This window comes from Micromonospora matsumotoense (assembly GCF_050951065.1).
Taxonomy (GTDB): domain Bacteria; phylum Actinomycetota; class Actinomycetes; order Mycobacteriales; family Micromonosporaceae; genus Micromonospora; species Micromonospora matsumotoensis.
In genome coordinates, this window is record NZ_CP192025.1 from 3,409,026 (window position 1) to 3,434,421 (window position 25,396).

At 75.3% G+C, this 25,396-nt stretch carries 15 protein-coding genes; all 15 read right to left on the reverse strand.

Features of this window, described 5'->3' with window-relative positions; genetic code table 11:
* Positions 1-337 precede the first annotated feature (337 nt).
* The 15 genes from ACQP1S_RS15040 to ACQP1S_RS15110 are packed head-to-tail and all read right to left on the reverse strand — an operon-like array spanning position 338 to position 25,339.
* Entirely contained in the window at positions 338-3,769 is a 3,432-nt protein-coding gene (locus ACQP1S_RS15040; RefSeq protein WP_432907175.1) for a DUF6519 domain-containing protein, read from the reverse strand.
* Positions 3,766-5,889: a hypothetical protein gene (locus tag ACQP1S_RS15045; RefSeq protein WP_432907177.1), complete on the reverse strand. Its 2,124-nt coding sequence runs from the start codon at positions 5,887-5,889 to the stop codon at positions 3,766-3,768. The genes ACQP1S_RS15040 and ACQP1S_RS15045 overlap by 4 nt, the downstream gene beginning before the upstream one ends.
* Positions 5,886-8,342, reverse strand: coding sequence for a putative baseplate assembly protein (locus ACQP1S_RS15050; protein ID WP_432907178.1), 2,457 nt, complete (start codon positions 8,340-8,342; stop codon positions 5,886-5,888). The genes ACQP1S_RS15045 and ACQP1S_RS15050 overlap by 4 nt, the downstream gene beginning before the upstream one ends.
* A complete protein-coding gene (locus ACQP1S_RS15055; protein WP_432907180.1) occupies positions 8,339-10,714 on the reverse strand; it encodes a baseplate J/gp47 family protein in 2,376 nt (791 codons plus the stop codon). The genes ACQP1S_RS15050 and ACQP1S_RS15055 overlap by 4 nt, the downstream gene beginning before the upstream one ends.
* Complete coding sequence (locus ACQP1S_RS15060; protein WP_091239882.1) at positions 10,711-11,073, reverse strand: GPW/gp25 family protein; 363 nt, start codon at positions 11,071-11,073, stop codon at positions 10,711-10,713. Before ACQP1S_RS15060 ends, ACQP1S_RS15055 begins: the two co-directional genes overlap by 4 nt.
* Positions 11,070-11,414, reverse strand: a complete 345-nt coding sequence (locus ACQP1S_RS15065) for a hypothetical protein (protein WP_363673132.1) — start codon at positions 11,412-11,414, stop codon at positions 11,070-11,072. The genes ACQP1S_RS15060 and ACQP1S_RS15065 overlap by 4 nt, the downstream gene beginning before the upstream one ends.
* A complete protein-coding gene (locus ACQP1S_RS15070) occupies positions 11,414-11,920 on the reverse strand; it encodes a phage baseplate assembly protein V (protein WP_067303923.1) in 507 nt (168 codons plus the stop codon). Before ACQP1S_RS15070 ends, ACQP1S_RS15065 begins: the two co-directional genes overlap by 1 nt.
* Positions 11,917-13,068 (reverse strand): hypothetical protein, encoded by a 1,152-nt coding sequence (locus tag ACQP1S_RS15075; protein ID WP_091239895.1) that lies wholly within the window; start codon positions 13,066-13,068, stop codon positions 11,917-11,919. The genes ACQP1S_RS15070 and ACQP1S_RS15075 overlap by 4 nt, the downstream gene beginning before the upstream one ends.
* The gene (locus ACQP1S_RS15080; RefSeq protein ID WP_432907182.1) at positions 13,061-13,483 is read right to left on the reverse strand and encodes a hypothetical protein; all 423 of its coding nucleotides are present in this window, start codon (positions 13,481-13,483) and stop codon (positions 13,061-13,063) included. The genes ACQP1S_RS15075 and ACQP1S_RS15080 overlap by 8 nt, the downstream gene beginning before the upstream one ends.
* On the reverse strand, positions 13,480-14,124 hold the full coding sequence (locus tag ACQP1S_RS15085; RefSeq protein ID WP_208566086.1) for a hypothetical protein: 645 nt from the start codon (positions 14,122-14,124) through the stop codon (positions 13,480-13,482). The genes ACQP1S_RS15080 and ACQP1S_RS15085 overlap by 4 nt, the downstream gene beginning before the upstream one ends.
* The gene (locus tag ACQP1S_RS15090; protein ID WP_432907184.1) at positions 14,121-21,689 is read right to left on the reverse strand and encodes an eCIS core domain-containing protein; all 7,569 of its coding nucleotides are present in this window, start codon (positions 21,687-21,689) and stop codon (positions 14,121-14,123) included. The genes ACQP1S_RS15085 and ACQP1S_RS15090 overlap by 4 nt, the downstream gene beginning before the upstream one ends.
* The gene (locus ACQP1S_RS15095) at positions 21,686-21,928 is read right to left on the reverse strand and encodes a hypothetical protein (RefSeq protein ID WP_363673124.1); all 243 of its coding nucleotides are present in this window, start codon (positions 21,926-21,928) and stop codon (positions 21,686-21,688) included. The genes ACQP1S_RS15090 and ACQP1S_RS15095 overlap by 4 nt, the downstream gene beginning before the upstream one ends.
* Positions 21,925-23,772 (reverse strand): ATP-binding protein, encoded by a 1,848-nt coding sequence (locus ACQP1S_RS15100; protein WP_432907185.1) that lies wholly within the window; start codon positions 23,770-23,772, stop codon positions 21,925-21,927. Before ACQP1S_RS15100 ends, ACQP1S_RS15095 begins: the two co-directional genes overlap by 4 nt.
* Entirely contained in the window at positions 23,772-25,058 is a 1,287-nt protein-coding gene (locus tag ACQP1S_RS15105) for a DUF4255 domain-containing protein (protein ID WP_432907187.1), read from the reverse strand. The genes ACQP1S_RS15100 and ACQP1S_RS15105 overlap by 1 nt, the downstream gene beginning before the upstream one ends.
* Positions 25,055-25,339, reverse strand: coding sequence for a hypothetical protein (locus tag ACQP1S_RS15110; RefSeq protein ID WP_432907189.1), 285 nt, complete (start codon positions 25,337-25,339; stop codon positions 25,055-25,057). The genes ACQP1S_RS15105 and ACQP1S_RS15110 overlap by 4 nt, the downstream gene beginning before the upstream one ends.
* Between the last annotated feature and the right edge of the window lie 57 nt (positions 25,340-25,396).

The window sequence follows — 25,396 nt, forward strand, 5'->3', positions numbered from 1 at the left end:
GGTGCCGCTGCGTACGGCGTTGCGCGACGGTGACTGGCCGGCGGCCCGGCGTCAACTGGCCGATCTTCCGGCCGGCCGGTGACCCGGCCGACCGCGCCGGCCCTGCCGACGGGGGGAGCCGGTGGAGGCCCACGGACGGTGTCGGCCCGGGCCGACACCGGGGGCGTCGGCGGCAGAGGGCGAACAGGGCGGGCCCAGTGGGCCCGCCCTGTCACTGTTGGCGACTACCAGAGGATTTGAACCCCTAGACCACATCTGCAATCCGCAACCGTGCTAAGTGGCAGTCACCGAAAGCGTAGTCCCGCGCAGCGGGTCGACGCAGTCGTGCTCGTGACACTCAACTGACGTTGCCGGAGCTGCGTGCACCCCCGCCCACCTGGATCGAGCCGTTCGACGAGACGTTGTCGGTGACCGACCACAGCCGCTTCGTCGGCGCCCCACTCCAGGACGGGTTGCACAGGATCGCCGGCTCGCAGTTCTGTACGAGGTTGTCGCGGATCGCCATGATCGGGCCACCGGCGGCGAAGGCCCAGATGCCGACGCCCGCCCCGGCGGCCACCGAGATCCGGTTGTCGGAGACGAACACGTGCCGGATGCTGCCGATCTTGATCCCGCGGATCGTGCTCGGGGTGCGCCACCACGCCTGGTAGAGGTGGATGTCGTTGCCGGTCACCCGGATGGTGCGCCCCTGGATCGGCGGTCCCTTGTGGTAGGAGACCCCGATGTGGATCCCCTCGGCGACCTGGTCGAAGCGGCAGTCGGAGACCTCGACGTCACCGACCGCCGTACCCCCGCCGATCACCACCGCGCAGGCACCCACGGAGACCTCCGCCGCGGTGGTCAGGTCCCGCCGGTAGCCACCGGCGTACTTCTCGCCGAAGGCCGGCTCCACCAGGATCCGGTCGGCGACGCTGCGCAGATGCTTGGCCGCCGCCGACGGGGTCTGCACCGGGCTCGACGGCGGCGACGCGGCCACCGCCGCCTCCCAGGCGCCCTGACTCAACGCCGAGTCGAAGCGTAGGCTCGCGCCGGGCGCCGGCAGGGCCACGTCCCGGCGGTCGCGGGCGATGCCGTCGGCCGGCCCGACCTCCATGCCCTCGCCGATCAGATAGTCGCGCAGTGTCTTGCGGCCCTCCTCGGTGTCGAAGATCCGCCCCGCGTTCTGACCGAGCCGCCCCTTGAGCGAGGTGAGCTGCCGCTTGTACGTGGGCAACTGCGCCGGGTCCTCGGTGGCCAGGTCCGCCAGCCGCAGCACGTACGCCTGCGCGGTCCCGCCACTGCGCAGGTCCTCGACGGTGGGTGGACGTACGGCGGTCAGGGTCTTCCACTCGCTCTGCGGGACCATCGAGTTCAGCCGCACCCCCCACCGGCCGACCCGGATCACGGTGTTCCAGTCGCCGAGTTCCAGCCGTTCGGCACGGTCCAGGGCGAGTCGACCCACCAACTGGGTGGCCAGCTGACTGCGGAACTTCTCGTCCTTGACCAGCTCGGCCAGGGTCAGCGACGCCGGCCGGGGCGGGCAGGAGAACCGGCACCGGGTGATCACCGCGTGATCCGGGTTCACCAGCAGCACCCCCTGCTGGCCGTGGCCGATGAGGAAGTCCGAGTCGAGCACCCGGACCTTGCCGGGCGGCGTGCCCTGGTCGTTGCGGACGGTCAGGCAGGTGCTCTGCGGCGACGCGCCGGCCACCCCGGTCAGCTGACAGTGCTCGATCGTCACCTCGGCGCAGTTGACGGCCGACACCGGGCCGAGCCGCCCCTCGGCGCCGGCCGGGCCGGGGGTCTCCACCGCCAGGTGGGCCACCGATACGGTGCCGCAGTTGACGAACATCAGCGCGAACTCCTGGCTCTGCACCCGGATCCGGCTGGCCGGCCCGCTGCCCAGCAGCCGGATGTTGGCCCGGCCGGTGAAGGTGACCGGGACGGTGCTGGTGTAGAGGCCGGGGGCGAAGCAGACCAGCACGTCCCCGGCAGGCAGCGTGTTGAGCGCCTGCACCCAGTCGATGCCGGGCCGGATGATGATGGTCGCCCACCCACCGGTGGCGGTCGCCGCGAGCTGGTTGATGGCGGCCTGCACGGTGGTCGCCCCGGCCAGCGACGGCCGCCCGGTCGGGTCGTACGACACCCGGTCGGCGCGGGACAGCCCGGCGGTGAAGGTCAACGGCAGGTGGGTCGGCTGGCCGGCCTCGTCGAGGAGTTGGGCGGTGACCTCCTGGGTGGCGGCGGCCGAGTCGAGCTGCCAGCCGCAGCGGGCCCGGCCGTCGGTGCCGGTCTCCACCGTGACGGTGCTGGCGGTGACCGCACCGGACAGGACCCGGCCGACGCCCCCGGTGACGGTGAACCGGACCCGGGCCTTGGCGACCGGCTGGCCGCCCATCGCCACCCCGGCGACCAGGTCGTGCCCGAGCGGCACCAGGGCCGCCGGGTTGGCCGGCACCGGCACCGCCTCCTGGCCGTCCCCGCCGAGCAGGCTCAGGGTGGCCTGCCCGGTCAGCGGGGCGAACACCGGCCGGCAGTCGCGCAGCACACTCCACTGGGTGCCGTCCCAGCTGACGATGCCGACCCGGCCGTGCGACCGACGCGGTCCGTGCGGGGTCTGCGCCACCGGCGTGGTGCCGACCCGGGGCCACTGCACGTCGTGCAGCGCCGACCGGGCCGGGAACGACCACCAGTCGCCGGTGCGGAAGCTGCCCGCCGCCGAGAACCGGATCTTGATGCCGAGTTCCAGGTCCAGCTCGACGCCGCCGGCCGGCACGGTGCCCCGGCCGTCCCAACGCCGGACCCGGGGGCGGGACGGGAAGTCCGCCCGGTCGAGGCTGCCGGTGGCGGTGCCCGGCCGGATCACGATCCGGTCGCCCTCCACCCGGTCGACCTGCACCAACGTGCCGGGCAGGCCGTTGAGCTCCCGGCCGTCGTCGGTCAGCTCCACCCAGGAGCCGTTGGTGAAGCCGGCGCTGCCGTCGCGTCCGGGCACCTTCACGGTCAGCACGTCGACGTCGATGCTCTCCCAGGTCGCCACCGTGGCGGCGTTGTCCCGGGACCAGACGAAACCGGCGACGCCGGGCGCCCCGCCGGTCAGGATCTCCACCCGGTAGAACTGGTTGTCCAACCCGGTGTACGGCGACCCGGTCGGGATCACACAGTCCCCGCCGGAGCTGCCCGTCGGGTCGGCGCGTACCGCGAGGGTGCCGGTGGAGGCGGCGGTCAGCTCCGCCCAGCCGGGTGGGGTGTCCGCGCAACCGACCGGGGTGTTGAGCGGCCCAGCCTGCAACAACCGCACCTGCCACACCGTACGCAGCCGGGTGGTGGTGTCCGGGCCGCCGAGGGCGACCTCCCGCAGCGCCGGGTCCTCGATCGCGGTCACGTGCTGCGACCACACCTGGAGCCAGGCGGCGTACACCCCGGGTGGCGCCGGGGTGCCGGCGGCCAGCCAGCTGCCGTCGAGCCTACGGACGAACGGGCCGGCCGCCGGCAGGTCGGGCTGACCGAACACGGAGACCGGGGAGTCGTTCTCGCAGAGCACCCCGTCGAGGTAGTAGCGGCCGGCCGACAGCTTCAGATCCGCCCCACCGGTCACCGCGAACGCCCCGCCGACCAGCGGCGCACCGACCGCGCCGACCACGTCGGTCAGCGCGGTGGCCCGCAGGTGGGCCTGGATGTCCTGCTGTTCGTTCCAGTCCGCGTCCAGATCGACCCGACCCTGCTGCTTGCGGACGCTCGTCGCGTGCCGCCGCTGGTCGAACGTGACGCGGCTGATGTCGCCCTTCATGGTGTGGTTCCTCCGGTCGGCAGGACGGGCAGGGCAGCGGCCACCCGCCCCAGCGGCAGGTACTCCGCCAGCGCGAGGGTGAGATTGTGGAGACGTTGCGGGGTGAGAGCGCGGCGGAACGCGCCCAGCTCGGCACCGGACTCCGCACCGGTACGCAGCTCGGCGGCGGCGGTGGCGGCGAGCCGGCCATAGGTGGCGTCGCCGTACCGGGTGCTCGCCCACGCCGGGCCGACCCGGGTCGCCACGTCCGGGTCGCCGGGATGGGCCTGCTCGGCGAGATCCGGTTGGCAGCGGTAGCGGCGCGGGGTGACCGAGCCAGGGCGCAGGTAGCTGAACCGGACGTACCCCTGCTGCCGGCGGGCCACCGTCACCGGCTGGTCGAACAGGCAGTCGGTGGCGGTCAGCACCCGCGCCGTGGTGCTGCCCAGCACCGTCACCCCGGCCAGCTCCGCCGCCGCGTCCCCGGCGGCGACCGGGCCGTGCACCAGCGTGTCCGTCACGGCCAGCGGGCCGTCGGTGGTGGTCAGCGCGCCGGTCACGCAACGGTGCACCACCACCCGGGTCCGGTCGTTGCCGGCGATGACGGTGAGCCCGGTCGCCGCCGGACCGACCGTGCAGTGCCGCAACTCCACCAGGCCCAGGCCCGGCCCGCCGGCACCGGGTGCGGCGACGGTCACCGCCCCGGCGACCAGCAGCCCGTCGACGACCAGCTCACCCGGGCGGTCCCCGGTGCCGACGCCGGTGACGGTCACCCCGCCGAGCACGCAGGGACGCACCCCGACCGGGTCGAGGTCGGTCTGCCGGCGGGGCCGGTCCGCCGGCCGGGGCCACTGCGCGGCCAGCACGCTCAACCGGCTGCCCTGCCCCACCCGCACCGACAGGTTCTCCCGGTAACGGTGGCTGTCCAGCACCACGATCCGGCCGGTGCTGCTCGGATGCGCGGCCTGGAAGTCGTGCCAGGCGGTCACCGCCTCACCGAGCGAGGCGACCACCTCCCCGGCGCGCGGCGGCTCGGTCACGCTCACCGCGAGCTGCCAGTCCACCGGGCCGTCCGCCGCGCCCAGATCACCCCGGCGCGGGTACGGGCCGGCACCGACGTCGGCGCTGAACGCGTACCACCAGGAGACCGCGAGGCGGTGCACCGGCCGCCCGGCGGCGACGGTGACCCGGCCACGCACCGGGTCGACCCGCACCACACTGCCGGTCGGCAGCTCCCATCCGGCCAGGTCGCAGATCCGCAACAGGTCCAGCGGGACCGGCCGCAGCTCGTCGGTCGGGGTCGACTGGATCCACACCACGAACGACGGGTCGTCGTCGCGGAACCAGCGCCGCTGCTCGGGCGGGGGCGGGGCGTCGGAGGCGAGCGCCACCAACTCGTCGCGCAGCGGCCGACGGCGCAACGGGCCGGGGACGTTCGCCTCGTCGGCCCGGTGGTCGACATCCGGCTCGGTCACCGTCGGCCCGGTCAGCTGTCGGCCCACCCCCACCGGGTCGATCCACCACCGACCGTCCGCCGGCACCACGGCCGGCGCGGCGGTAGCCCGGTCCAGCCGGTACGACGGCAGCGGCCACACGTACAGGCCGATGTGCCCGATGTTGGGGCGGCCCGCACCGGCGTCCATCGCCCGCACGTCCACCGTCCGGCAGACCGTCTCGAACGGGCCGCCGACCAGCTCCAACGGCGCGGCGGCCCGCAGCTGTGCGGTGGCCGGCGCGGACCGGACGTGGTTGACGTGCTGGGTGACCACCAGCCGTTCGAAGAACTCGACGACCGCGGCGCTCCAGCCGGTGTTGGCCCGGGTCAACTCCTCCAGCGCGGCGGCGGTGCCCTTGCGTCGCCGGAACCGGATGGTGTCGGCGACCCGGGCCCGGTCGGACAGGCCGGTGCCGTCCGACAGCGGATGCAGCTGACCCGCGCCCACCAGCTCACCCAGGTAGGGCACCACCCACTCGGCGCAGGTCTCCACGAACCAGTCGTCGGTGAGCTGGTCCACGTCGTCGCCGAGTGCGCCGGCCTGCTCGGCCATCACCTCCACCAGCGCGTGCAGCAGTCCACCGGCCGCCTCGTCCTGGCTGCGCAGGGCGGCCGGCAGCAGGCCCCAGATCTCCTCGGCCCTCACGATGCCTCCAGCAGGGTGACGTCAGCGGTGTCCACGGTGAGCAGGTCGGCGGGGAACAGCAGGTCGCCGACCCGGCGGGCGGGGGCGGCGGTGATCACGTCGAACCGGCCCGGCGGTTGCTCGGCGTCGTACAGCAGCTCCAGCACCACCGCCGCGACGCCGGGCACCCCGTGCAGCAACGCCTGCACCTCGCTGGCGCGGACCGGCCGGGCGTAGTCGCGGGCGTCGAAGCTCAACCCGGTCACCAACGCCGCGCGGGCGGCGGACGAGACCAGCGCGAACCGGTGCCCGGGGGCCAGCAGCAGCCGGGCGGTCACCGCCACCCGGCGACGGTGGTGGCCGAGGATGCGCACCGGCACCGTCGCCTGCCGGGCGGCATCCAGGGCGCGCAGCAGATCGGCGCGCACCGGCGCGCTCTGCGGGATCTCTGCCCCGTCCGGGCCGGCGACAGTGAGCAGGACGAGCTGCCGGGCGTCGTCCCAGACCAGGTCCGCGCGGGCCTTGCCGATCCCGGCGAAGGCGCGGGCGAAGTCGGCGTAGTCGTCCAGCGAGACGACCCGGCCCAGGGTCCGGACCGCCAACGGCGCGTTGCGGCGGGCCCGGTCCACCCCCTCCGGGTCGTCGGCCCCGGCGGCGGGCACCGGGTTGACCACCTCCATCAGGCCCAGCGGCCTCGACAGCGCAATCGTCAACCGGCCGGGCGCCAGGTCGGCCAGCCGCCCGATGCCGCTGCGGTAGGTGGCCACCACGTTGTCCTGCCCGGTGGGCAGCCGTGCCCCGGTCAGGCCGTCGCCGAAGGTGACCGTGACGGTGCCGTCGTCGGCCCGGCGGACGGTGTAGACCCGGGCGGTGGGGGCCTGCCCGAGCAGCGCCGGCACCTCCTGCCAGCGCACCCCGTCCACCCAGATCGCCAGGGTCGTCCGGGAGCCGCTCGCGGTCGCGGCGGGCACCTGGGTCAGCGGCACGTGCCGCAGGGTGAACCGCGGGAACGCCCGCCGCGCGTCGCCGCCCCCGAGCACCTCGGCCCGGCTCTCACCGTGGGTCGCCGACGTCACGTTGCCCAGCACCCGGACGCTGTCGCGCCGGTAGCGCTGCGCCACGTTCGCCGTCAGGTCGACAGTGGTCGCGTCCCGGACCCGCAGCACGGTCACCACCTCGCAGACCGGCCCGCCGGCCGGGTCGACACCGGTGAGCACCAGCGGTCGGCCCGGCTCCAGCCCCGGCGTCGGCCGGGCCAGCTCCAGGGTCGCCGTGGCGGCCAGCGGGGTGGTCAGCGGCGCTGCGGCCGGCGGCAGCAGCCGGCTGTCGCCGAGCACGGTGGTGGTACGCCGGGAGAAGGCGTTCGAGTCGCCGCCGGCTACGGTGACCCGGGTGGTGCGGGCGGCGATGCCGAAGTCGGCCACCGGCTGTTCCGTCACCGCGTCGACCCGGCGTACCTGCGGCACCCCGGCGGTCTCCAGCACCAGCCACGACCCGGCCACGATCGACGGGTACGACTGGTCCAGGTGCAGCGCCCGCTCCTCCCTGCCCAGCGGGGCGTCCACCCAGCTGTCCTTGCGGGTGGCGTACACGCCCGGCAGCACCTGGTTGGTGCCCGGGTTCAGTTCGCCGACCCGCAGCGCCACCGGCAGCGCCGACCACGGCTGCGCCTGGTGTCCGAAGAGCGCGGCCCGCTGCGCCAACAGGTGCACCTGCACGTCCCGTCCCGACTGGCGCAGCTCCGCGCCGAGCGGCTGGGCGGTCACCGCCGCGTCCAACCCGACCACCGTGTACGCCGGCACCACCGCACCCCCGTCCAGCGCGGTGGCCGCCGCCGGCAGCACCGCGGTGGCCGTGCGCACCCGGCGGACGTCGCACCAGTCCGGGCCGAGCACCAGCAGCGCGCTGCCCGGAGTGAGGACGGTGTCGGCGCCGGCCAGGTACAGGGTGGCGTCGCCCGGACGGGGCGCGCGGGGTGCGGTGACCCGCAGCCCCACCGCGTTCAGCTCCGGCCGGGCCAGCAGCGGCGTCACCGTCTCGAAGACCTGCGGCAGCTCGCCGGGGCCGGGCACGCTCTGCGCCTGGCTGCCCACCGGGATCGGCACCCCGTCCGGGGCGCCCGGGGTGGCGGTGACGGTGAACGACAGCCAGGTGGTGGCGGCCACCCCGGGGCGCAGCTCGTAACCGATCGCGCGGGCCAGCATCAGCACCGAACCGCGTTCGGTGGCGGTGCCGAGGAAACCCTCGTTGGCGATCCGCTCCTGATAGAAGGCGAGCACGTCCAGGGTGGTCGCCCAGGCGTGCAGCAGCGCCACGGCCGGGTCGTCGACCTCCCGGGTGGTCAGCCCGGCCAGCTCCGGCCGGGCACCCAGCCGGGCCACCAGGTCGGCGGCGAAGTCCGCCTGTCGGCCCAGCCGGTACGCGATGTCGCGGCGGCCGGGCGGGTTCGGCTCCCGGCCCACTCGTGTCGTCACAGTCCACCCACCAGGTCGAGGTGCAGGATGCCGTGCTCCGGCACGCTGGGATCGTTGTCGAGGCGGATCACCTCGGTGTCGCCGGCCCGCAGCACCCGGTCGGTCAGCTCCCCGCCGGGCGCCACCCCCACCGGGTGCAGCTCGGTCACCCGTACGTCGGTGACCCCGGGGACGGTGACCGCGGCGGCCAGCAGTTGGCTGACGTGGAGCGCGGTGCCGAAGCTGAACCGGTCGGGGTGGAAGAAGCCCCGCGCCCCACCCGGCAGGTCGCGGGCGGAGAAGAGGTCCAGCAGGGCCCGGCGGACGTCGGACCGGAACGCGCCGGGGGTGACGCACACCCACAGCCGCAGCTCCACCGGCAGGTCGACCGGGTCGCGCAGTTGCAGGTCGTAGCCGGCGATGCGGAACCGGTCGAGCCGCCCGACCAACCGGTGGGCCAGCTCCGGTTCGTCGGTCAGCCGCTGCCCGCCGGTCAGGTCGAGGGTGAGGAAGACCGTCCACCAGGACCCCGTCCAGCGGACCCGGGCGGTGGCGTTGGCCACCTCGGGCAGCCGCAGCGCCGCCGCCACCCAGTCGGCGGTGGTGACCGCCCGCTCCTGGGTGGCGAAGGCGACCGGGGCGTGCTGCCGGGCGTGCTCGATGTCCTCCGGGTCGGTGCCACCGACGGCGGGCAGCGGATTGGTCGCGGCGAGCAGCCCGACCCGGTCGGTGACCAGGGTGGTCAGCGCGTCGTGGCCGAGGTTGCCGGCCGCGCCGCCGCCGCGCCACCAGGCGACCTGGAAGACCGTGCCGGCCGGTGGCCGCCGCCCCGACACGTCGTCGCCGAACCGCAGGCTCACCCGCCCGTCACGTTCGCGTTCCGGGACGAAGCCCTGGTCGAAGCGGTCGGCGTTGAGCAGGTCGCGGCGGGGCCGCCAACTGCCCTCGGTGGTCTCCAACCGGATCAGCGGCACCGCGGCGCGCGGGTCCTGGTCGAGGGCCTGACTGGCCGGGGTGTCGGTCGGGAACGGCACGGCCGCGGCCACCGGTTCGGCGGTCAGCACCGGCCGCCACCGGTGCTCGGCGGCGGCCGGGAGCTGCCCGGACACCGCGATGGCGTGCTGGACGGCCACCAGGTTGGCCCGGGCCACCGCGCAGGTCACCAGGTGGTCGGTGCCCGTGCCGGCGACGGAGGCGGTGACGGTCAGCGGGAAGGCCAGCCGGTCGGCGGCGCTCCACTCGACCTCCCGCACGGCCACCCCGGTCACCGGGTCGGTGGTGGGGCGTGCCGAGACCAGCCGGACCACCTGCCGGTGGGTGGGGTCCGCGTCGGCGCGTCGCCCGGTCTGCGGGGAGAGCACCTCCTCCAGCAGCAGCAGGTCGCCGGCGGCCAGACCGGTCGCCGGCAGGTCGACCAGGGTGGCCCGGGTCGCGCCGACGGGCAGGCCGCAGTCCCGGCCGCCCCACACGTACAGGGCGATCTCGTTGCGGGCGGCCCGGGGGGCGAGCGGGGTCAGCGTCTCGAAGCCGGTCGCGCCGCCGGCCAGCAGCGCCGCCGCGTCGGCGGGCCGGGCCGCCGGGGTGGCCCGGTCGGCGGCGAGCACCGGGGTACCGGCGGGCACCCCCCGGCTCTCCACGTCCGAACCGGCGGTCACCCGGACGCTGAGCCAGGCGCGGGCCGCGCAGCCGTCGTGCACCGCGTAGTCCAGCAGCCGGGCGTGCCGGCGTACCGAGATCCGGCTGCGGGCGGTGCCCAGGTACGCCTCGGTGCCGGCGGCGTCCTGCCGGTAGGACAACCGGTCGGCGACGTGCGCCAACGCCTCCACCACCGTGATCAGCGGGTCGGCCGGGTGGCGTTCGGCCCCACCGGGCAGGGTGGCGAGCCGGTCGAGCATCAGCCGCCGGAAACCGGCGTAGTCCTTGGCCAGGTAGTCGGCCGGCGCGGTGGTCGGCGGCGGCACCACGGTCGGGGCGGCCGGCGCCGGGTCCAGATCGCTGGGGCAGTTGGCCTTGAAGGAGAACTCCTGCGCCGACAGCACCGGGTCGAAACCGGGCGGCACCCGGTCGTCCACCGCCGACCGCACCAACCGCAGGGTGTAGGGGGAGAAGTCACCGGCCCGGTCCACCCGGACGGTCAGCTCCGCGCCTGCGGCGGTGACGCTGAGCACCCGGACCCCGGTGATCCGGACCCCGCCGTCGACCAGCACGTTCCCGACCGAAAGCGTCGTCCCGGCGGGCACCCCACCGGGTTGACCGGGCAGCGGGTGCAGGAAACCGACGTGCAGCAGCCGCTGGTCGGCGGCGTCCACCTCGACCCAGTCGATGCCGTTGAACGCGCTGCCGGGCCGGGCCACCTCGGCCCGCCGCGCGTCGTCGTCGCACCGCACGCTCATCCGTCGCCCCTCTCCACCGAGACCTGCGCCGGTCGGCCGGTGGCGCGCAGCCGGTATCCGACGTGCACCCGTACCGCCGCCTCGGCCAGGTCGACACGAACGTCGTCGACCTCGATCAGCTCGCCGAGCCAGCGCTGCAACGCGCTGCGGGCCTGCAACTCGGCGGTGCCCACCACCGCGTCGTCGACCGGGGCGAAGAGCAGTTGGCCGAGGCCGGCGCCGAAGTCCGGCCGGTTGACCCGTTCGCCGGGCGCGGTGAACAGCACCGCCTCCACCAGGTCGGCGATGTGCCGGTCCGGGCCGGCCACGCCGGAGCGGCCCCGGTTGTCCGGCCGCCACGGAAACGCCGGGTACGTCATGACGCCACCGCCCGGACCTGGAAGCCGGCCACCGTCGGCGGCCCCTGCGGGATGCCCTCCGCGCTCACCCCGACCCCCACGCTGGTGGCGAGCACGGCCGGTTGCCCGTTGACCAGGACCCGGGCCGCCGGGGTGGTCCACTGGACCTGGACGCAGGGCTGCGGTTTGGTGCCCGCGCCCACCGGCACCTGGAAGGGGCACCCGGTGACCGGGTACGCGTCGGTGGCGGTGACCACCGGCAGGCCGTTGACCAGCACCCGCGAGTTGCCGGTCTGCGGGGTGACCGGGCCGGTGTGCGGGCAGGACAGCACCGCGCCGACGTGCAGCACCGGGCCGGGCATCAGGTCACCGTCAACGCGGTCTGGTTGACCGCCACCGTCGGCCCGACCAGGGTGATCGAGGCACCCTTGCCGTTGGAGATGATGATCCCGGTGTCGTTGATCGAGATCATCGCCCCGGTCAGGGTCTTGAGCAGGATGCCGCCGGTCGGGCCGGGGGCGTCGGAGATCATCAGGGTGGCCTGGCCGGGGGTCTGCAGCACGATCGGCGGGGTGGGTGGCGGGGCGGACGACACCAGCGCCGGGATCTCCGCCTTGGAGCCGTACCAGCAGCCGGTCCAGATCGGATGGTCGGCGTCGCCCTGCTCGAACTCCACCCACACCCCGGTGCCCGGCAACGGCACGGCGAACATGCCCGCCTGGATGCCGGCCAGCGGGAAGCAGGGCATCGCCCAGCTCGACGGGGGGAGCGTGACGTCCGGAACGGTCACCTGGATGCGGCCCTGCTGCAACGGGTCGAGGTGGTTGACCACCGTGCCGCGATACTTGCCGTAATACCTCGTCGTCATGGTTGTGCCCTTCCGGAACTGGAGATCTGGGCGTTGCGGCCGAGGGTGAACCGCTGCTTGACTTCGCCCGCCTTGACGGTGGTGGTGACGCTGCGCACCACGTACTCGCCGTCGTAGGCCCGGCCGGCGCCGCGGACCCCGACCAGCCGCCGGCAGCGCAGCAGCCGGCCGTAGCGCAGCACGTCCAGCGAACCGGACCCGCTGATCACGTTCGCCGACTGGGCGGCCCGGGCCAGGCCGCGGGCGAGGGTCTGCACCACGTCCATCCGGGCGGTGGCGTCGTCGGTCCCGCTGGGGTTGGACCGCCCGATGTTCATCCGCCGGTACGACAGCGGAATCGGGATCTTGCGGCCGAGCGGCGGGTTGAGCGGGCTGACGTCCGGCACCGGCAGCGGAATCGGCACCCGTACCTGCTCCGGGAACGCGGTGAGCAGGTAGACGGTCTTCTGCGTCCCGTCGAACGAGAACGACAGCGACTCCACGTTGGCGCCGGCGTCGGCGTTGACCGTCAACACCGGTTGGGGCTGACCGGTGCGGACCTCCGGCCCCCAGTAGGCGGTGTTCATCCCCGGGGTGGGCCCCGGCTCCACATAGAACGTGTAGCCCACCTCGTCGGCCAACTGCGACACGTACGCGAAGGTGGTGCCGCGTACCGCCGGGATGCGCTGCACCGGGTTCGGCGCGAACACCAGCACGCTGGGCACCACCATCGGCACCACCCCGTACGCGGCGAACGGGGCGAGCAGGGTCAGCACCCGGGCCTCGGCCGGCATCGGCATCGGCAGGTCCGACAGGTCGATCAGGTCCATCATCTGGCTGACGTCCACCCCGGTGAGGGTGAGCGTCGACGCGCCCGCGTCGTTGCTGCGGGCCACGTCGTGCCGGGTGACCACCCCGTCGGAGAGCACCTGCGGACGCCCGTCGAGGTGCAGCACCAGCAACACCCGGGTCGGCGGGTCGAGGCTGCCGTCGGCGAGCATCCGCTCCACCAGCGAACCCCGGCCCAGCGCGAGACGCAGTTGGAAACCCGAGCGCTGGCCGGCGTTCTGGGTGACCTGCGCCTCCTGCACCGCCCCCACCAGCTCCATCGGGGCCGGCCGGAAGGTCAACGGCCCGATCAGCACCTGCAACCGCACCCCGCTAGGCATCGGACCCTCCCGGGAATCCCTCGGGCAGGGCGACCCGGACCACCCGGCCCGGCTGCGCCAACTCGGTCGGGTCGAAGACGCCGTTGGCGTCGCAGAGCTGCCAGAACGCGGTGGGGTCGCCGACCGTCCGACCGGCCAGCAGGTCCACCCGGTCCCCGTCGGCGACCGGCTCCCAGCCGGCGGTGGCGAGCCGCTCGGCGGGTGGCACGAACCGGCGACGCAGGTGCACGATCTCCTCGCCGGTCTCCGGGTCGACGGTGACCGTGGTGCCCACCGTGGCGTACCGGCTGTCCGGGGTGACGGCCCCCGGTGTCGGCAGGCCCACGCCACCCGTGCCGGTGGCGGCGAAGAGGGTCTCGGCGACCCGGCTCCGCGCGGCGACCAGGGCCGGGTCGGTGTCGGTCGGCCCGGTCACGGCAGCCGGTCGATGCCGAGGTCGGCCAGCCGTCCGCCGCGTGCCCGGCCGGCGAGCTGTTCGAGCTGCTGGTGGGCGGCCATGGCCAGGCCACCGGCCCGGCCGTCGGTGCCCACGTCGTTGACGGTCAGCACCCGCAGACCCAGTCGGATCTTGGCGCGGATCGGGTTCAGCATCGGGTCGAACGCCTCCTCGGTGATGGTCAGCTCGGTGATCCGTACCGGCCAGAGCCGGCGTCGTCCGAAGGCCAGCAGCACCAGTGGCGCCGGGGGCGGCACCACCTCCAGGGTGCCGGCGGCCAGCAGCGCCGCGGCGTCCTGCACCGCGGCCAGGCTGGGGTAGGCCAGCGATTCCAGCGCGGCCAACTGGGCGGTCAGCCCCAACTCGACCGCCTCCGGGTCGGTGAGCTGGTCGGCGGCGTCGAGGTCGGCCTCCAGGGTGAGCGTCTGCACCGGTGGACCGGTGATCCGCAACGCCTCACCCCGGGCCCCGCCCTCCGCCCCGGCGGTCTTGAGCTGGAAGCCCCGGGTCAACGAGTCCGGGTTGTACTGGAGAGTGATCACCCGCCGGCTGCGCCCGCTGTCCGGGTCGAGCACGACCAGGCCGGCGCGGAGCAACCGGGGGCTGAGGGGACTGGTCACGGGGTGCCTCCAGAGGTGGGACGCCGCCAGCGGATCCGCTCCGCCACGGCCCGGGTGATCCGGCCCTGCATCAGCAGCGGGTCCAACCCGCTGAAGTCGACCGTGCAGTCGGTCAGGTCGGTGATCCGGATCTGGCCGGTGGACAGGCCGAGACCGTCGAAGAGCAGGTTCACCCGGGCCACGGTGGCGCTCTGCAGCGAGACCGGCCGCAGCCGGCCCGGTCGACCGCCGCCACCGGCGGCCCGCCGCACCCCGCCGCCGACAGCGAGGTGCACCAGCGCGTCGGGGGCCAGCACGACCTCGTTGCTGCCGCCCAGCGGCAGGGTGATCTCCCGGGGGTTGTTGATCGACAGGTCCACGTCGACGTTGCCGATCGCCAGCAGACCGGGCGGGCCGGTCGACGGCTCGTCACTCTGCACGTCGGCGACGGTGTGCAGCAGGTCGTCGCGGGAGGCCGTGGTCGGTCGCAGCAGCCGGTTGAGGCGTACCAGGTGCGCGGTGCGGGCCTGGCTGACCTCGCCGGTGTCGAGTTGCCACCGCAGGAGGTCGACGTCGTTGTCCGGCGGGGGAGCACCCTCCGCCGCGAAACTGGGCAGGTGCACCCGGTAGACCAGGTCGTCGCCCTCGACCACGAACCGGCCCGGGGTCCACCACGGCAGCGCACCGGTCAGCCGGCGGTAGTCGACCGCCCCGTCGCGCAACGCCAGCCGCACCTCCCAGCTGCGCTCGCCCCAGAGGAACCCGTCGTGGGTCACGTCGAAGTCGATGTGCCCGTTGAGGCTGTCCAGCACCTCACCGATGCGGTAGGCGTCCAGCACCCGTACCAGGGCGTCCCACTTCCCGGCCAGGGCGGCCCGCCGCTGCGCGCTGGTGGTCCGGGCGGGCGGCGGGGCCGCGATCGGGGAGCCGCCGCCGAGCATGGTGGCCAGATCCAGCACGAACCGGGCGTTGCGGATGTCCAGCGACGGCAGTTCACCCGAGCCGCTGGTCAGGTCGTGGGTGAGGTCGCCGAGCAGCCCCTGCTCGACGAAGAGGTACAACCCGAGCCCGCTGTCGGTGAAACTCAGCCCGGTGACCTCACCACCGCGTACGGCGATCCGCCGGCCGGGGGCCGCCGTGCCGTCCGGCCCGGCCGGGTCCTGCTCGTAGCCGATCGAGGTGAACCGCAGCCCGTACTCGGGGCGGCCGGTTGACGCCCCGAGGAACAGCAGTTGCCGACGCGGGTCGGCGGTGACCTGGGCGCTGATCGCGGTCAGCGTGGGCTGCGCCAGGTGCAGCCGCAGCCCACCGTGGTCGAGGAAGTCGACGCTGAGCCCACCGGCGGCGAAGTCGGCCGTGCCGCCGGCCAGGAACGTGCCGATGTCGAAGCCGACCCGGGCCGCCTCGATCGCCCCGATCCGCAGGCCGCCGAGGATCCGCATTCCCTCCGCCGTCCGGGTCGCCTCCACCAGGAAGCCGTCCTGACCGGCGGCGGGCACCAGCCGCAACTCACCGAGCACCGCCTCGATGTCCGGGTTGAGCCGGATGGTGGTGCCGTCGTGCAGATCCACCAGCAGCCCGCTGGCCCGGGTCTGCTGCACCACCAGCTCCCGCAGCAGCAACCGGCGGAACCGGCCGCCGGGCGTGCCGGCCGGGTACAGGTCGACCCGGGCCCGCGCCGTGATGCCGAGCAGGCTGATCGCCCCCGCGCCCGGGGGGATCCGCAGGCCGAGCGCCGCGCCCTGCCAGTTCAGTGCGTCCACCGAGATGGTCGCCAGGTGCAGCCCCGGCTGCCCGTCCGGGCCGATCTCGATGTGGTCCGGGCCGACGCTGACCACGCCGGTGTCCAGCCCCTGGATGCTGACGTGCTGGTCGTGTTCGCCCGGCCGGGGACCGACGCCGAGGTGACCCTCACCGCCGACCACCCGCGCCTGGATCCGGCCACCCCGGCCGAAGGCGAGGGTGAGCTGGGCGGCCCACAACGCGCCGTCGACGTGCAGCGCGGCGTCGATCCGGCCGGCGATCTCCACCCGGGTGGCCCCGGTGGTGAGCCGCCCGGCGGTCAGCCCCGCCGCCGCCGACCAGCGCAGGCCGCGCAGGTCCACGTCGAGGATCTCCAACGGCGGCAGGTCCGGCTCACCCGCCGGGGTCGGTTCGGCCCGGCCCAGACCGACGTCGAGGACCCCGTCGCGGTAGCGCAGGTCCCGGCCGGTGACCCGGGCGATGTGCAGCCGCTGCACGTGCAGCGCGGCGGTGGCCGGGACGACCCGACCGGCGGCGTCGCGCTGCTCCGGCGCGCTGTCCCACCGACCGCTGACGGTCAGCCCGTCCAGCACGGTCGGTCCACGGGAGACGATCCGGCCGTCCCCGGCCCGCCAGTCGATCGCGCCCAGCTCGATCCGGGCCGGGCCGACGTCCTCGAAGCGCAGCCCGCCGGCCCGCTCGGTGACCAGCCGCCCACCCAGCCCGGCCCGGCGTACGGTGACCGCGCCGTCCGGGGTCCGCAGGGTGGTGTCGGTGAGGGTCAACCCGTCGAGCTGGATCCGCTGGCTGTCGGTGGGGTCGCTGACGATCCGGCCGGTCACCGGGTCGACCTGGTGCGGCCCGGCCCGGATCAGGTCCACGGTGACCGAGGCGGCGTTCGGGCCCGCCGCCCGGCCACCCACGGTGCCGGTGATCGTGGTCGGGCCGCCCTGCACCGCACGGGAGATCACGCTGAACCGGAGCCGGTCGAGCTGGCCGACGGTCAACCGCCCGCGGTAGGTCAGCTCCTCGCCGGTGAGGTCCACGTCGAGGTCGCGCAGCCGCACCCCGATCAACGCGCCGGAGACCACCTCGACGCTCATGCCGGGTGCCGGGTCGGTGACGTCCATGCCGATCCGGTCGGCGTCGATGCGGTCGATGACCAGGTTGCGGACCAGCGCGCTGCGGACCTGCCGGCCGGTGCCGGTCACGCCGGTGCGGACCTGGACGTCGAGGCTCATCCGACCGATCCGGGTGCTGCCCCGGGAATAGAGGCTGCGGCCGGGGGAGTTCATGGTCAGCCCGGTCAGCTCGGTCTGCTCCACCACCAGGTCGGGCAGGCGCAGGTCGTCACCGACGGGCAGCACCCGGCCGTGGATCGCCTCGCCGGGCGTGCCGTCGGCCCGGGTGGGCGCGGTGAAGGCGATCCGCCGGGCCTCGACGCCCGGCCCGGAGAACCCGGTCACCGCCAGCTCACCGACGCCGAAACGGACGGCGGTCCGGCCGACCGGCAACCCCGCGGCGGCGGCCGGGCCGGCCAGCTCGGCGGGGAGCGGACCACCGCCGACGGTGTCGAGGTCGGCGCGCACCCGCAGCCGGGACGCCGCCAACCGCTCCACGGTGGTGGCCCCGGCCCGGACGTCGGTGGCGGTCAGCTCGGCCAACCGCAGCTCCACCCCGAGGGTGGCCGGGTCCATGGTGACGCCGAGTCCGGCGACGGTCAGCCCGCCGACGGTGACACCGAAGTACCGGCCGGCCCGCTCCCGGAGCAGCTGCAACTCCTGTTCCTGGGCCCGGGTGCGGTGCCCCGGCAGGTACCGGCCGACGGGGTCGACCGGCTCGGCGGCCAGCGACTCCAGCTCCCGCAACCGGTCCAGGTCGGTCAGCCAGCGGGTCAGCTCGGCCCGCCGGTCCGCCCCGCGGGGCTCGGCGGGCAGCGCGGCGAGCTGCGCGGTGACGTCGGCGCGGGTGGGCAGGCTATCCGCGGTGATCCGCAGCGCCGGCTGGCCGGCCGCGCCGGGCAGCAGGCGTACCCCGGCGAAGGTGGCCGACCCGGTGCTGCCCCGGGCCGTCGTCGCGGCGTCGACCGGGGCCCGGTCGCGGCGGAACCGGGTGATCAGCTCGTCGTCGGGCAGGTACTCGCCGGACCGCGACGGCGTCGAACCTTCGGCGTGGATCGGGTCGATCTCCACCCCGGCGGCCTCGACCCCGCCGGTCAGCCCGGTCACCCGGATGCCGCCGATGTCGATCGCGCCGCCGACGGACTGGCGCAGCTGGTCGGAGAGTTCGACCAGCCGGCGGCGTTCGGCCTCGGACAGCGACTCGGCGTGCCAGCGGTGCCGGGCCTCCAGCCGGTGCAGCTCCCGCTCCGCCGGCTCCAGCGCGGCGAGCTGGGTGCCGACGGCGCTCAGCCGCTCCTGGAGGGCGGTGCGCTGCGTCCCGTCGGCGGTGCCGAGCCGCAGCCGCAGCGACTCCTGTTCGGCGCGCAACCGGGCCGGCAGGCTGTTGGCCACGCCGATCAGGGTGCGACCCACCTCGATCCGGCCGATCTGTTGCAGGCCGGCGAAGGAGAGCCCCTCGGCGGTGGCGCTGGCGAAGCTGACACTCAGCGAGTGCATCATCTCCACCGCGTCGGTGACCCGGTCGCCGACCCCCCGAGGCGGGCGGAACACCCCGTCGGTGAGCAGCCCGATCGTCGAGTTGGCCAGCGGGGTGAAGATCTCCCCGGCGGTCAACGAGGTGAACTGCTGGGCCAGGAACGGCGCTCCGGCCGTGTACGGGGCCAGCAGCGCGTCGCTGATCTTGGACAGGAACGGCAGCCCACCGTAGAACGAGATGACGTGGTGCAGCAGATGGATCAGCGGGTCGATGATCGGGATGCCGACCCAGCCGTGCCGGCCCGGCTCGGTGACGTTCTCCTGCCCGGTCGCCCCGGCCCGGAAGGCCAGCGTGGACAGGCCGAACCGGCTCAGCCCGAGCAGCCCGCCGGGCAGCCCGTCGCTGGCGTACACCACGTCGGAGACGCTCAGCGCGCCCATCCCGGCCTGCGCGCCGACCGGCCGGTCGTAGCCCCGGTCGGAGAACGAGGCGACGATGTCCAGGTCGGTCAGGGTGACCCGGCCGGTCCGCAGCGAACTGCCGGTGAAGGTGCGGTGGAACCCGTCGAGTTCCAGCCGGGGCAGCCGGATCCGCAGCACCCCCTGCCGGGCGTCCACCGACAGCGAGAGCCGGTTGGTGCGCTCCCGGTCGGTGTCGCGCAGCCGGGCGCCGCCCAGGTCGCCGCTGATCCACTGGGCGTCGTGCAGGTCGAACTCGTCGACGGTGACCTCGTCGGTGAACAGGCTCAACCCGGTGCGGCTGAGGAAGAGCAGCTTCAGCCCCACCGCGACCAGCCGGGCCAGGTCACCCACCACGGTCGGCAGTCCGTCGGTGCGCAACGACTCCGGGTCGAACGAGGGTCGGCGGGTGGCGTGGTAGAGCCGCAGCTGCGCCACCAGCGTCGCCAGGTCGGGCAGCAGGTCCGCGCGGACCTCGCGGGAGCGCAGGAACACCCACCGCCGGTCGTCCAGCGCGTACGACTGGATGATCAGCGACCGCAGTTCGGTGGCCCGCCCGGCGCGCCAGAGCCGGTCGTCGCGCAACCGGTCCCGCAGCTGGTCGCGGGCCTCCACGCGGCGGGGACCGGAGATCGCGGTGGCGGCGAGGGAGGCCCGCATCTGCGGGGTCATCCCGGACTGCATCCGGGCCCACCGGTCCGGGTCGTCGGCGGCCAGCCGGGCCTGGTCGGCGACCGGCAGGTTCCGCACCAGCTGGAACGCCAGCCACGCCTCCCGGGGGTTGACCGCCCAGTCGGTCAGCCCGGTCGCGAGCAGGCTGCGGGCCTGCCGCTCCAGGTGCGCCGGGTCGCGCAGGGCGAGCAGGTCGAGCAGTTCGGCCCGCCACGTCTCGTGGGTCAGGTACGCGTCCGGCAGGGCGGCGAGGATGCGGTCCAGGTCCCGCAGCGCGTCCAACCGGTGCACGGCGGTCCGCAACGCCTCCCGACCCCGCGGGCCCGGGTCGGCGGTCGCGCCGGTCGGCCGGTCGTAGCCGATCAACCGGCGGACCAGCTCGACGGCGTTGACCCCGTCCAGGCCACCCTGCACGACCCGGTGGATGTCGGCGACGAGCCGCTCGGCGTCGACCTGCCCGGCGCTGCGCCGACGGCGGTCCCACGGCTCGGCGAGGGTGCCCACGCCGGTGTAACCGCCACCGAGCACGTCCCCGGCCGGGATGTTCTCCTCCAACCGGTCGAACCAGCTGCCCTGGTCCAGCCGCCGCCACCGGTCCTGGGCGGCCAGCGGGAGGCTGCGCAGCAGCAGGTACGCGAAGCGGGCCTCGTGGTCGCGGATCGCCCAGTCGAACACCCCGTACGACAGCAGCCCCTCCACCCGGGCCAGGTTCCGGTGTTCCGGGCGGGCGGCGAGGACGACCAGCAGCCGGGGGCCGAGCGGCGCGTCGACCCGCCGCTCCTCCCACGGCAGTTGGTCGAGCAGGGTGTCCAGGTGGCCGCTGTCGTCGAGCTGGCGTACCGCGTGCCGCAGTCTCGGCCCCGGCTCGGGCGGCCCGGCGTCGGCCGACCCGGTGCCGGCCGGGGTGCCGGTGGGCGGGGTGCCGGCGGTGGGCGGGGCGGGGGCCAGGTCGGTCAGCAGGCGCAACGCCTCGACGGCCTGGCGTTCGCCGATCAGCCGTTCCACCCGGCGCAACCGGGTACCCAGGTCGGTGTCCCGGTCGAGCCGGGCGTCGTCGGTCTCCGCGCCGTCCAGCGCGGTGATCTGCTCGCGCAGGTCGGCGGCGTCGCTGCCCGACGGGGGACGTTCGGCCAGCAACGCCCGGAAGTGTGCCTTGCGGTCACCGCCCAGCAGCTCCCGCAACACGCTGGTCCGCAGGGCCCGCAGCACGTGCAGCGCGATGCGTCGCTGCACCGGGTCGAGCCCCTCGGTGCGCAACCCGTGCACGTTGTCGGCTTCGAGCACCCGTAGCAGGTAGGGGGTCTGTCCGCCGAGGGCGGCCAGCGCGGCACGCGGATAGGCCCGGTGGTGGTCGTCGTCGAGGTTGCCGGCCAGGTCGGTGCGCCGGGGCGCAGGCAGGCTGTGCACCAGGCTGCGGGCGACCACGAACGGCAGGGTGTCCAGGATCCGCAGGCAGCCCCGCACGTCGTCGCCGGAGACCCAGAGGCCGTCGAGCAGGTCGATCATGCGGGCCCGTTCCGCCCGGTACCGGCGGTCCACCAGCGCGCCCAGCTCCGCCTCCACCGGCCCGGTCCCGGCCTCGTCGGCCGGTGCCCGGTCGGGGGCCGGCGGGCTGGCCGGGCGGGGCGGGGTGGCGACCGCACCGGTGTCGGCGGCGACCGCACCGGCCGGCAACCACGCCACCGGCGTCCACAGTGCCCGCCCGGCCGAGGCGGCGTCGGCCAGCGCCCGCGCCTCGGCCTCCGGGTCGGTCGCCCGCTGCCCCGGGTACGCCGTGCCGCCTCCCGCCTGCGCCAGGTGCCCCAACTCGTGCACCAGCAGGGCCCGCCCGGCCGCCCGGGACGGGTCGAAGCCCGGGGCCAGGTGCACCGCGCCGTCGGCGAGCAGCCCGTGCGCGCCGTGGATGGCGGCCCGTCGACCCGCCGCGCCGAGGCGTACCCGCACGGCGTCCGGCCGTAGGCCCAGCGCCGGGGCGTACCGGTCGACCAGTTCGCGGGTCAGCGTGGCGAGGGCGTCGTCGCGGCCCGGTGCGGGTTGCGTCGTCGGTGGGGGAGCCCGGTGGGCGGGCGTCTCCCGGGCGGCTCCCGCGCCGGTGGCCGGGTCGGAGGTGGTCATCGGCCCACCCCCGGCAGACCCAGCCGGGCCCAGATCGTCTCGGCCAGCGCGGTCGGCAGATCATCGGTGGCCGGTGGGTCGCCGGCCGGTGCACCGGCCGACGGCAGGCCACGGTCGGCCAGCAGCCGGCTCAGCCGGGCGCCCACCTCGGCCGCGAGGGTGGCGTCGACCGGCACGTCGACGCCGGTGAGGACCAGCCGGCGGATGTCGACCTCGATGGTGGTGACCTCGATGTTCATGACCACAGCCCGGGGTCGGCGGGCCGGTCGTGCTTGGCGTACTCGGCGGCGACCGCGTCGAGCACGTGCCGCATCCCGACCGGGTCGCCCTCCCCGGCGGCGACCAGGGCGGCGCGCAGCGCGACGGTGTGGATGTCCCCACCGGTGAGGTCCAGCGCGGCGAGGCGGGGCAGGTCCAGGTCGGTGGTGGCGATCGCGGGAGGGAAGGCCCGCCGCCACAGGCCGGCCCGCTCGGCGGGACCGGGGTGCCCGAACGGGACCACCACCCGCAGCCGGCGCAGGAACGCCGGGTCGATGGCGGTCCGCATGTTGGTGGTCAGCACCGCCACGCCCCGGTACTGCTCCATCCGTTGCAGCAGGTACGACACCTCGATGTTGGCGTACCGGTCGTGGCTGTCGCGTACCTCCGAACGGCGGCCGAACAGGGCGTCGGCCTCGTCGAACAGCAACACGGTGCCGCCGCGTTCGGCGGCGTCGAAGATCCGCCGTAGCTGCTTCTCGGTCTCGCCGATCCACTTGCTCACCACGGTCGCCAGGTCGACCCGGTGCAGGTCCAGCCCGAGCACACCGGCGACCACCTCGGCGGCGAGGGTCTTGCCGGTGCCGCTGGGCCCGGCGAACAGCGCGGCCACCCCGAGGCCCCGGCCGGTCCGACCGGCGAAGCCCTGCTCGGCCAGGAGCGTCCGGCCGGCCGCGGCGGCGGTCAGCTGACGCAGCTGGGCCAGAGCGGCGGCGGGCAGCACCAGGTCGTCCCAACCGGCCCGTACGTCGATCCGTTCGGCCAACCCGTCCAGGTCCCGGCGGACCCGTTCACGGACCAGGCCCCGGGCCAGCGCCGCCGGGTCGACGGTCGGGCCGGGGACGGCGGGGGTGGCGGAGTCGAGGATCTCCCGGTGTCCCAGGTCGAACTCCCGGGCCAGGAGGGCGGCGGCTGCTTCGGCGCGGCCCGGCAGCAGCTTCCGCCAGAGCGCCCGCTGCTCGGCCCGGGTCGGCCGGTCCACCGTCGGCCCGGGGGCCACCCCGTCGAGGGCGACCGCGCGGGAGGTGCAGACCACCACGTCGCCGACGAGCCGGGCCATGAGCTGCGCCACGGCGGCGCTCGCCTCGGGTGGCTCGTCGCCGGTCAGCTCGACGACCAGCACCGGGTCGGCGAGCACCACCTCCCGGTTCCACAGCCGGGCGAAGGCGTCCCGGTCGGTCACCGCGCGGGGCAGGTCGGTGGCGGTCACCCGGTGCCCGGCCCGGCCCACCGTCGCGCAGGCCGCCGCCAGCACGTCGACCCGGTCGGCGTGGTCGGGCCCGCAGACCCGCAGCGGGCGACGGCCGGCCTGCCACGCGGCGCAGAGCTGCCGTGCGGCCCGGCGACGGCTGGCCGGCAGGACGGTCGGCGGCGGGGGCAGCTCCACCAGGTAGGGCCGTAACCGTTCGTCGAGCCGCCCGACGCCGCGCAGCTCGTGCAGGATCCGCTCGTCGGCCCGCAGCGGAGCGTGCGGCAGCGGTCCCTCGCCCAGCTCCACCAGCCGGGCCGCGCGCAGCGGACGGTCGGCGGCGAGGGCGTCCCAGTGCCCGCCGGGCAGGGCGTCCAGGCACCAGGCGAAGGTGGCTGGCCGGTCCAGTAGGCCCAGCTCCCCGGCGACCGAGGCGACCAGCACGTCGCGTTCGAAGGCGGTCAGCCCGAACCCGGCGGCGATCCGGCGCAGCGTCGAGGCGTCGGCCGGGCCGTCCGGTGCCGGTTCGCCCTTGAGGAGCAGGTGGATCCGCTCCACCTCGGCGGCCAGCCCGTCGTCGTGCCCGGCGACCGGTGGTGGGCCGGGCCAGCGGGCGGCCGGGCGCGGGGCGGGCATCACAGCACCACGGCGGGGCCGTCGTACCGGCCGGTCGGGTCGGCGTGCAGCGGACTGTCCACCCCGTCCACCCGCAACCGGGCCAGGTAGGTGCCGGCGGGCAGGTCCCGGAAGGCGAAGCCGATCCGCCCGGTACGCGGCCCACCGGACGGCACCCCGTTGTCGGCCGGCGCGGCGAGCACCGTGCCACCCGCCCCGGTCAGACCGAGGGTCACCTGCTGACCGGCCTCGACCTCCGGGACGACGTCGACGGTGACCGTCCCGGTGCGCAGCACCACCCCGTCGACCGTCCGGCTGGACCCGACCACCACGTCGCCGGGGGCGACGGTGATCGTCGGGCGGTAGCTGACCGGCACCGCGTCGGAGCTGATCGCCGGCCGGGGTGTGGGTGGGTCGCCCAGCGCCACCGCGTGGGTGACGACCAGACCACGGATGCCGGCCACGACGGGTCGGTCGAAGGCGGACAACGGCACCCGCAGCTCGCCGGCCGAGGCGGTGACCGGGCTGGCCGAGGCCGTCCCGATCCGGACCCGGACGTCCGGCCCGGCCAGGTTGCGGCCGGTCACCACCAGGGTCGCGCCCGCCGTGACCGGGGTGCCGGTCGGCCCGTCGGCGCGGACCTGGTCGACCTCGGGGCCGTCGACGTCGATGGTGCCGGCGGTGACCGCGCGGACCGGCAGCGGCTCCCGGGCACCGCGCAACGGGTCGATCAGCACCACCGACACGTCGAAGAAGACACTGCTGCGGTACGGCGCGCTGAACGCCGACCAGAGCCGGAAGCTCTCCTCCCCGCCGGGGCTGTTGGTGACGCTGACCCGGAGCAGTTCGACCTGCTCGGCGAGGCGGGAGTCGGCCACCGCGGCGGGCAGCGTCGGGTCGGGCGGGTCGGGGGCGAGCGACCGGCGGATCGCCGCCCGGGTCAGCACCGGCGTCTCGTGCAGCATCGCCAGCAGGTGGCCGAGCAGGATCTCCCCGGTCAACGGGTCGTGGCCGTAGACGCTGGCCACGTAGTGCAGGTCGACGCCGAGCGGCGGCGCGGCGACGTCGTCCCCACCGGTGCTGCGCGGGGGCGGCCCGAGGTTGGCCCAGGTCGGGTTCCGGGTCACCCGGCTGAGGAACAGGTTGACCTGGTTGCCCTCCTGGTTGCCGACGGTCACCCGGTCCGGTGGGCCGGCGGAGACGGAGACCCCACCGACCGCCGACGAGGCGCCGGTGGCCCGCAGGTAGGCCATCAGCTGCCCGCGCAGCACGGCGGTGACGGCGGCCAGGGCGTACCCGGTGCTCATCGCGTCGCCCCCGACCCGCGCAGGTACGACTCCAGCTCCGGAGCCGGCCCCGGAGCGACGGTGGGGGTCGTGGCGGCGGTCGGGGTGCCGGCGGGCACGGCGGTCGTCGTCCGTCGGTCGCCGGTGAGGCGTACCTCGATGCGGCCGATGTGCACGTGCACGGTGACCGGCTCCGGGGTCCGGGCGGCGGCCCGGGTCACCGGGGCACGACTCGTGGGCGCGGCGGGCGGTCCGGGGTGGGCCACCGGGCTGGCGATCACCGGCGGGACGGCCGGGGGCACGACGACGGGGTGCGGGGCGGGGGTGCGGGGCGGCGGTTGGTCCGGGGCGTCCCGGCG